The sequence below is a fragment of the Solemya pervernicosa gill symbiont genome (genome assembly GCF_002020875.1).
GTDB lineage: Bacteria > Pseudomonadota > Gammaproteobacteria.
The window spans coordinates 1-8,371 of the sequence record NZ_MPRL01000093.1 but is presented as its reverse complement, the minus strand read 5'-3'; the positions used below and the strand labels follow the sequence as shown (position 1 = coordinate 8,371).

The 8,371-nt window shown below is 55.4% G+C and carries 7 protein-coding genes; 3 read left to right on the top strand and 4 right to left on the bottom strand.

What is annotated here, in order from left to right; genetic code table 11:
* The 4 genes from BOW52_RS15680 to BOW52_RS15665 form a co-directional block, all read right to left on the bottom strand.
* Positions 1-1,051 (bottom strand): DUF3592 domain-containing protein (locus BOW52_RS15680; protein ID WP_135622539.1); only part of this gene is annotated, 1,051 nt, incomplete at its 3' end.
* 157 nt (positions 1,052-1,208) lie between these two features.
* On the bottom strand, positions 1,209-1,844 hold the full coding sequence (locus BOW52_RS15675; RefSeq protein WP_078485020.1) for a DUF2238 domain-containing protein: 636 nt from the start codon (positions 1,842-1,844) through the stop codon (positions 1,209-1,211).
* A 35-nt stretch (positions 1,845-1,879) separates the two neighbouring features.
* The gene (locus tag BOW52_RS15670; protein WP_078485019.1) at positions 1,880-3,103 is read right to left on the bottom strand and encodes a multifunctional CCA addition/repair protein; all 1,224 of its coding nucleotides are present in this window, start codon (positions 3,101-3,103) and stop codon (positions 1,880-1,882) included.
* A gap of 9 nt (positions 3,104-3,112) precedes the next feature.
* On the bottom strand, positions 3,113-4,087 hold the full coding sequence (locus BOW52_RS15665; RefSeq protein WP_078485018.1) for a complex I NDUFA9 subunit family protein: 975 nt from the start codon (positions 4,085-4,087) through the stop codon (positions 3,113-3,115).
* Positions 4,088-4,227: 140 nt separating this feature from the next.
* Between BOW52_RS15665 and BOW52_RS15660 the strand changes: the two genes are divergently transcribed.
* From BOW52_RS15660 to BOW52_RS15650, 3 genes are all read left to right on the top strand, one after another.
* On the top strand, positions 4,228-5,592 hold the full coding sequence (locus BOW52_RS15660) for an NAD-dependent succinate-semialdehyde dehydrogenase (protein WP_078485017.1): 1,365 nt from the start codon (positions 4,228-4,230) through the stop codon (positions 5,590-5,592).
* A gap of 326 nt (positions 5,593-5,918) precedes the next feature.
* Positions 5,919-7,091: a surface lipoprotein assembly modifier gene (locus BOW52_RS15655; protein WP_172840389.1), complete on the top strand. Its 1,173-nt coding sequence runs from the start codon at positions 5,919-5,921 to the stop codon at positions 7,089-7,091.
* Between the two features lie 11 nt (positions 7,092-7,102).
* Positions 7,103-8,284: a FecR family protein gene (locus BOW52_RS15650; RefSeq protein ID WP_135622537.1), complete on the top strand. Its 1,182-nt coding sequence runs from the start codon at positions 7,103-7,105 to the stop codon at positions 8,282-8,284.
* Positions 8,285-8,371: the final 87 nt, after the last annotated feature.

Below are 8,371 nucleotides of genomic sequence, written 5' to 3'. Positions count from 1 at the left end.
GGGCGCCGTAGGCATAAACGGTCGCGTTAAGTATTTGCCGCTTGCTTGGGCTTGGATGCCCAAAACAAGCTTCCGCAAAAATAGCGACTCCCCGAAGGGTGTCGTTGTGAGTGGTACGGTTTTTACCGCTGCCACTGGTATAGGTATGGATGCATTTGAGGGTGATCTCAATGCCACGCGATTCGCTGTAGGGGAGATTTATATCAATATGCCCCGCCACCTTGCCACCTAACGACCCGGGCATTGGCGACAGAGTCAGTGGGGTAGGGCCGAAGCGATGCCACTCCAGTGATTTCTTGATCGCAAAGTAGAGAAAACCAGCGCCAACAATAGGGAAGAGCAGAACAAAGGCGACAGCATAGTCACCCGCCATGAACTCATCGAAGGCGAGAAAGGGGGCGGGCATCGAGATCGCGTTCCAGAGAATGGTGAAGAGCCAGATCCCCTTGAGTTGAGAAACGGCGCTGGAACGAATGGGATTGCTCTGCCACTTTGGGTTGCCGATCCAAGGTGTAGTTGAACTCTGTGTGGTTTTTGTTTTTGTGCGACTGAGTGAAGCGATGGCCACAACACTACCGACCAGGGCGAAGATGCCACCGAGTATTCCCTTCAGTGCCATCAACCCCCAGCGTATCTCACGATCGATGACCGATTCGTTGGGTTGAGCTGGATTCACCCAGCCGTTAACGGTATAGCCACGTTGTTCAGCATCGCGAAGACGTTTATAGGTCTGCTGCTGCCAACTACCGATGTTGTCCGCCTCTGTGCTGATGCCGACACGTTGGCCGTGAAAGAGCTGATTGTTAAAGTGATAACGATAGGTGGCGTGTGCCTCGTAGGTGGTGCTGTCACCACTGTGAGACTCGAGTCGGGTTGAGGTGACGACCATCTTGGCCGGCTGCCACGACTTCATCTGCTGCCAGTCGGTGAGATCGGGCAGAGCGAGGAAAGTGATGAAACCAAAGCCAGCAGCCGCGAATATAAGACCAAAGAGAAAGCCGATGATAGAGCGTCCCTGTTGTGAGTGTGTCGATGGTGGGATCGGTATCAATATTATCTCCCTTACTACTTAATTATTATTTTGATTTAATCGATTCACGCTTTCAGGACAGAGCTGTTCTGCAGCTTTGATTATCAGTTTGGCATAGGGTCACGATCATAATCACACTCTATCGCCATTGCTCGAATTCCACGCCGTTTCATCCGTGCTACGTTAGCGGTCTCTCGAGTCTGGAGAGTTGCCGGTCGTGTGGCTTGCTGAGAGTTATGTTTGCGATGATAGCGCCGATCAGTGCCATTGCCATATCGGACTGTGTATCCCACACATAACCCTGAGTGCCGAGAAAAGCATCAGCGGCAGTGCCTGTGGCAGCGGCCACCCACCACTCGATCAGTTCATAAAAAGCGCTGATCGCCAGGCAGATCGAAACCACAATAAAGAATAGCCACTTGCCGTTTTCGAGTGGTGATCGACGCAGCAGAATCTCTCGGGCGATGATGGCGGGGATAAATCCCTGAGCGAAGTGGCCAAGCTTGTCGTAGTCGTTTCGTCCCGAGTCGTAGAGCTCTCCTATGGCATCGAAAAGCGGTACTTCTGCGTAGGTGTAGTGACCCCCTACCATCAGGATGATGCAGTGAATGAGGATCAGCCAGTAGCTGAGAGGGGTCAGTGGAAAACGTTTAAACGTGAATGCGAGCAGGACCAGGGCGATCAGCGCAGGTGCAACCTCAAGTCCCCAGATAAAATAATCGAGTGGTTCGACGGCTGACCAGAGCAGTGTGGAGAGGAAGAGTGTTAACCAGGTCAGTGATTGCCGACTATTGAGTGAGGTGTTGCTGAACATCGATAGACCTCAGTGTTTGCTGTGCACGTCGTAAGCTAAATCTGTGTATTTATCCCGGCTACGGCTGTCACGCGTCGCCGATGTAACTCATCGCCAATCTCCTTACCGCTGAAGCCGTCTTCAATCACCGACTTGGCGACGATGGCATTGGCGGCGGCCAGAGCTGATCGGAAGTAGTCGGCCTGTGGGTAGGGGGTCTGCTCCATATCCTTGCGCCCCTTTGAGTCGGCTTCGCAGGCGAGCAGAAACTGCTCGAAGCGTTCGGGGCGACGCAGTGCGTCGAGCGACTCGAGGGTCTTTAACAGCGTGCTCGGTTTTAGCTCGCGCACCTTGTGGCAGTGGGTGTGGTAGCGGGCGACGTGAACCGCCAGATCTCGAAACTCATTGGGAATACGGAAGCGTTCGCATAGCTCTTTGACCAGTTTGGCACTGCGTTGCTCGTGGGCGATATGTTTTGGCCACTCCGCCTCAGGGGTCGTTCCCTTACCGAGGTCGTGAGTAAGGGCAGCGAATCGGACTACCGGCTCTGGTGAAAGCTTGGCCGCCTGTTCCAGCACCATCATTACGTGGATGCCGGTGTCGATCTCACCGTGGTGTTGTTCGGGTTGTGGTACGCCGTAGAGGGCGTCGATCTCGGGGAAGAGACGTGCCAGCGCACCACAGCCGCGTAGTACCTTGAAGAAGGCTTGTGGACGTTCCTCGGCAAGTGCGCGTGATAGCTCCTTCCAGACGCGTTCAGGCACCAGCGCATCGACCTCACCGTTCTCGACCATGCGGCGCATTAACGCATTGGTGTCGTGCGCCACTCGGAAGCCGAACTTGGCAAAGCGGGCGGCGAAGCGGGCGGCGCGCAGGATGCGTACTGGGTCCTCTGCGAAGGCGTCGGAGACGTGGCGTAGCAGGCCGTTATCGAGATCCTCGCGGCCATTGTAGGGATCGATAATGTTACCCGCATCATCCATTGCTATCGCGTTGACGGTCAGGTCGCGACGAATCAGATCCTCCTCCAGTGTCACGCCTGGATCGGCGTGAAAGGCGAAGCCGTGGTAGCCGGGTGCGGTCTTACGCTCAGTGCGAGCCAGCGCGTACTCCTCGCCGGTTTTGGGGTGAAGGAAGACGGGGAACTCCTTGCCGACCGGCTTGAACCCCTGCTCAAGCATCTCATCGGGTGTGGAACCAACCACCACCCAGTCACGCTCCTTCGGCTTCAGGCCGAGGATTTTGTCACGCACGGCACCGCCAACCAGATAGATCTGCATCGTCTGTGACTACTCCGAGAGCGTGTGGCGACCGGCGCGGCGGCGATGGTCGTCATAGCGTGCGCGATCAGACTTCTGATAGTTGGCACCGGGGCGGAACGACTTGAGGCGGGTCGGTGAAACGCCGAGCGCAGCCAGCCCATCCTGTTTGCAGATACTGTCGATCTGCAGTGAGTTGTAGTTATCACGTGAGAAGGGTTTGCCTGGCAGCCACTCAAGGATCGATGCCTGCAACTTTGAGAGTGCATCGGGCAGGCCGATGATGAGGCGCTTCAGCCCGGCGCTCTCGGCGGCATACTCGACCAGCTCCTTGAGGGTGTAGCTTTCGGGTCCACAGAGTTCATAACGCTCACCGATGGTAGTCGGGTCGTCGAGGCAGACGGCAAAGGCCTCGACTACATCGCCAACATAGACCGGCGCAAAGCGTGCCTCGGCGCAGGCGAGTGGAAAGGCGATGGGCGAGAGACGAAGCAGTGCAGTAAAGCGGTTGAGGAAGGAGTCGTCGGGACCGAAGATCACCGAGGGGCAGATGCGGGTTACCGCCATGCCATTACGTCCAGCGGCGATAATCACCTTTTCGCCCTCACCCTTGGTGCGCAGATAGAAGCTGGGTGAGATGGTGGCGGCATTGAGCGCACTCATATGGATCAGGCGCTTGATGCCTACCTTGCGACAGACCTCGACGATCTTGCGTGGCAGTTCAACATGGGCGCGACGGAAACCGCTGCCATCGCGTCCCTTCTCATTCAGAATCCCAACCAGGCTAATCACCGCGTCACACCCTTCAAAGTGTTCTGCTAGTGCGGCATCATCAAACACATCGGCCTGATGCAGTGAAACACCGGGTAGTAGTGAGAGATCACGATGACGTTGTGGATGGCGAGTGAGCAGGCGTAGTTGATAGCCGCTTGCGGCTAGTCGTGCTGCCAGGTGGCTGCCGACAAACCCTGTTCCGCCAACAATGCAAATAGTGCTTGGTTTCATCGCTTCAACAATCCTTTTTACGCTGTTGTGCTCGGTGTACTCATAGGGTGGTGAACTATACTATGGAACCGCTTTAAGGTTGCTGCTGTCCAGATAAATAAGCGGTTCCCAGACAATTATAGATAACACGGGAGTAATTGATGCCCTTTAAATCGATCAATCCTGCAGACGATGCCACGCTGACGGTTATTCAGGCGTTTGATGCGGATCAATTGGAGGCGGCACTGGCCGAGACGGCGGCTGTAACGCTCGTCTGGTCGGCAACTCCAATACAGGAGCGTTGCCGGTTGATGCATGCTGCGGCCACGGTACTGCGTTCACGCAGTGAAGAGCTGGCGACCCTGATCAGTCAGGAGATGGGCAAGCTGATCGGTGAGGCGCGGGCTGAGGTTGAGAAGTGTGCGCTGGTGTGTGAGTACTACGAGGAGTTCGGTCCCGGATTTCTTCGTGATGAGAGCATCGACTCCGATGCGACTAATAGCTTTGTCGCCTACCAACCGATCGGCACGGTGCTGGCGGTGATGCCGTGGAACTTCCCCTTCTGGCAGGTGTTCCGTTTTGCCGCACCGGCACTGATTGCCGGTAACACCGGATTGCTGAAACACGCCTCCAACGTGCCGCAGTGTGCGTTGGCGATTGAGTCGGTCTTTCACGATGCCGGTTTCCCGGCCGGTGTCTTTCGTAGCCTGATGATCCCCGCTTCCGAGGTGGAGGGTGTGATTCGTGATCCGCGCGTGGCGGCTGTGACGCTGACCGGTTCCGAACCTGCCGGTCGTAAGGTGGCCGCCGTGGCCGGCGAGGAGTTGAAGAAGTCGGTGCTGGAACTGGGTGGTTCCGATGCCTTTGTGGTGCTCGAAGATGCCGATCTCGATCTGGCCGTGGCCGGTGCGGTCGCGTCACGTTTTCTCAACGCGGGGCAGAGTTGCATCGCAGCCAAGCGCTTTATCGTGGTTGATGTCGTTGCCGATCAGTTTGTTACCCAGTTTAAAGAGGCGGTCGAGGCGCTTGAGGCGGGAGACCCGCTGGATGAGAAGACCACGCTGGGGCCGATGGCACGAGCTGATCTACGTAGCGAGCTGCATAAGCAGGTGAGCGATTCGCTCGCCAGTGGTGCAGAGGCCATCACCGGTTGTCGGCCGCTGGTTCGCCCCGGTTCCTTCTATGCCGCCTCGATACTCGACCGTGTTGAACCCGGTATGCGTGCATACAGTGAAGAGTTTTTTGGTCCGGTAGCGATTGTGATTCGTGCCAGAGATGAGGCGGATGCAATGCGTATCGCCAACGACTCACGCTTTGGTCTTGGCGGTAGCATCTGGACCGAGGATAGTGAACGGGGTGAGGCGTTGGCGCGACAGGTTGAGAGTGGTTGTACCTTCGTTAATGGAATGGTGAAGAGCGATCCACGCCTCCCCTTTGGCGGTGTCAAGGCATCGGGTTATGGTCGTGAGCTTTCGCACCAAGGTATTCGCGAGTTTGTGAATGCCAAGACGATTTGGATTCGGTAAGACGATGACATCCTTTGGTAATACGTTAACCTCAGTTTGAGGGTGAAATAATCATTATTAATGGCACTTTATATTGCGGTACCCGAGAATTACAGGTGGTTTATAGTCCGATATTGGTCTGTTAGGATTCCCCGCGTAATCAGGGATTACGGAAAGCGATAATAACAAGGGGAAGTCTGTGTTTAGGAGAATGGTGTGTGCCACCGCGTTCGCGATGGCATCTGTAACGTCTGTTTGGGCGATCGATCTCGGCAAGCTTGAAAGTCTGGTGAATGCTGGCGAAACGAAGCAGGCGTATCTGTTGGCTCAGCCGGAGGTTATTGAATATGAGGGTGATCCTCGATTCGACTATCTCTATAGGTATTGCTGCGATCGATAGCGGTCATGTCAGTGAGGGTGTCTTCGCGCTCGAGCGAGTCCTGTTTGTAGAGCCACATAACAACGCAGCCCGTCTTGAACTGGCGCGAGGTTACTTCCTCCTGCAGGAGGATAAACGCGCCAAGGATGAGTTCATGTGGGTGCTGCGAAACCAACCGCCGCAGATCGTACATACCAATGTGCAGCGCTACCTTGATGCGATTCAGCAGCGCGCTGGAAAGTACGAGACAACGGTTGTTGGTTACGTTGAATTTGGTTTTGGCTACGACACTAATGCCAATAGTGCACCTGAGGACGGGAGCTTTGATAGCCCGCTGTTCGGCACGGGACAGCTGAGTGATGAAAATCTGGAACAGAGCGATTCGCTCTATCAAGTCTCAGCGGGAGGTTCGGTTAACCACCCCATTGCGCCGGGTCTGTCTCTATACGGCGGCTTCGATGGCTATTTGAAGGGACATAGCGCCCTTGATGACTACGATTCGATGGTTGCCACGCTCAAGGGTGGTCTGAAACATCAGAAAGGCGACAATACTCATCGTGTTGGAATCGTTGGTCAGCGCTTTGCACTGGGTGGTGAACTCTATCGCAGGATGATGGGTGCCACGGCAGACTGGACGCACGATCTCAGCAAACAGACACAGCTAACACTCTCGGCCAGTCTAATCGAGATGGCTTACCCCGATCAGCCAATCAGAGATTCACAGCAGATGACGCTGGGAGGCGGCATGACGCATCGGATGGCGGTTAAATATAGCCCCACGCTCTTTGCCAGCGCCTTCCGAGGTCAGGAGATGGCCGATACCAGTAGTAACGAGGCGAAGGCTGTGGCCGAGCGCGTTTTTTATGGAACACGTTTTGGAGGGCAGATTGGAGTTCGCTCAAACGTGAGCCTCGACGCCTCATGGCTGATTCAGCGTAGCGAGTATGAGGGCATTAATTTTATGTTTCTCACCAATCGTGAAGAGATCCGACATCAGCTTGAAGGTGGCTTTACCTGGCTGCCGAGCAAGCACTGGAAGGTACGGGGCAAGACCGGTTACACCCGGAGTAACTCCAATATTCCGCTCTATGAGCATGAACGTTTCCTGACGCAGCTCTCTCTGCGTTACGACTTCTACTGAGGGTGTCTGATATGGATAAGAAGACAAATAATTATGCATTTGTGAGTGTTGTGGCGCTGGTAGTGGGCGTGATGGCCGCCCCGGTATCTGCCGTAACACAGGTTGGGAAGGTGATTCAGAGTGTGGGTGATTTTAAAGCACTTCAGCCCGATCAGAGCGAGCGCAAGTTGAAAAGACGTTCGAAGATTATCGAAAACGACACACTGGTGACAGGTGCCAACGCAAGGGCGCAGGTGCGCTTCATCGATAATGCGATGATGGAGTTCCAGCCCGGTTCGGAGTTCAAGGTAGAGAGCTATCAGTATCAGGGTAAGAAGGGCGGCGAGTCGTTTGCGGTGACGACCCTGATCAAGGGCGGCATGCGCACTATCACCGGTGCTATTGGTAAGGGTGAGCCGAAGAGTTACAAGGTCAATACGCCCGTTGGCAGTATCGGTATTCGTGGTACTCATTACGGTGTGCGTATCTGCAGCGATGACTGTGGCCCCGAGATTCCAAATGGACTCTATGCCGGTGTAGTCGATGGTCGGATCGTCTTCAGTAATGAGGCGGGTGATTTTGAGTACACGCGAGATCGTTACTTTTATGTAGCAGGAGCAGGCGCAACACCACGGCCGATGCTTGCGCCGCCCGGTGTGATCTTTGATGCGCCACAGCAGGAGCAGGGGGAAGCAACGGAGCTCGGAGGAGGTGATGAGGGGGGCGATGGTGGCTTTAGCGGTTCAACGGTCGCGACATCGGGTGGTAGCTCAACGGAAACATCGCCTGTCGATCTCGCTGAGGCGGTGAATAGTGACACAGGACTCGATAGTACGGGTGAACCGGTGATAGCTGCTGAGCAGGAGACGCAGACGGCGGTACCTGCACCCGCGGGCAGTGTCATAGGTCTGGCAGGCGTGGTGGACCCAACGGGAAGCTACGTCGAGGGTAACGCTACGATGGGATTGGTTGATGGGGTTAATATAACTGCAACGCTCGATACGGGTAATGTTCCCGTTGATATCCATGTGGACAACCCCACCGAATGCAGTCCTAGTCCCGAGTGTGTCTACAACTGGGTGGGCGTGCCTGTGGTTGAGACGGGTAGCGTGACTCTTGCTGACACTGGAGGAGCCTATGAGGTCAATTTTGGACGTTGGGGTAATGGTGGCACAGCGACTGAAATGGGTCTAACGATCCCCATCTTTCGCTGACCGCCATGGATAGCGAAGCGAAGGCGGTTAGTCCGCGATAGTCGACGCCGTCTGCCTATTCGTAGTTGAGAGCGCGAGCGAACGACG

Excerpts from the sequence above, each read along its gene's own strand:
- BOW52_RS15660 (WP_078485017.1), top strand. The coding sequence starts at position 4,228 with ATGCCCTTTAAATCGATCAATCCTGCAGACGATGCCACGCTGACGGTT.
- BOW52_RS15665 (WP_078485018.1), bottom strand. The coding sequence starts at position 4,087 with ATGAAACCAAGCACTATTTGCATTGTTGGCGGAACAGGGTTTGTCGGC.
- BOW52_RS15670 (WP_078485019.1), bottom strand. The coding sequence starts at position 3,103 with ATGCAGATCTATCTGGTTGGCGGTGCCGTGCGTGACAAAATCCTCGGC.
- BOW52_RS15675 (WP_078485020.1), bottom strand. The coding sequence starts at position 1,844 with ATGTTCAGCAACACCTCACTCAATAGTCGGCAATCACTGACCTGGTTA.
- BOW52_RS15655 (WP_172840389.1), top strand. The coding sequence starts at position 5,919 with ATGAGGGTGATCCTCGATTCGACTATCTCTATAGGTATTGCTGCGATC.
- BOW52_RS15650 (WP_135622537.1), top strand. The coding sequence starts at position 7,103 with ATGGATAAGAAGACAAATAATTATGCATTTGTGAGTGTTGTGGCGCTG.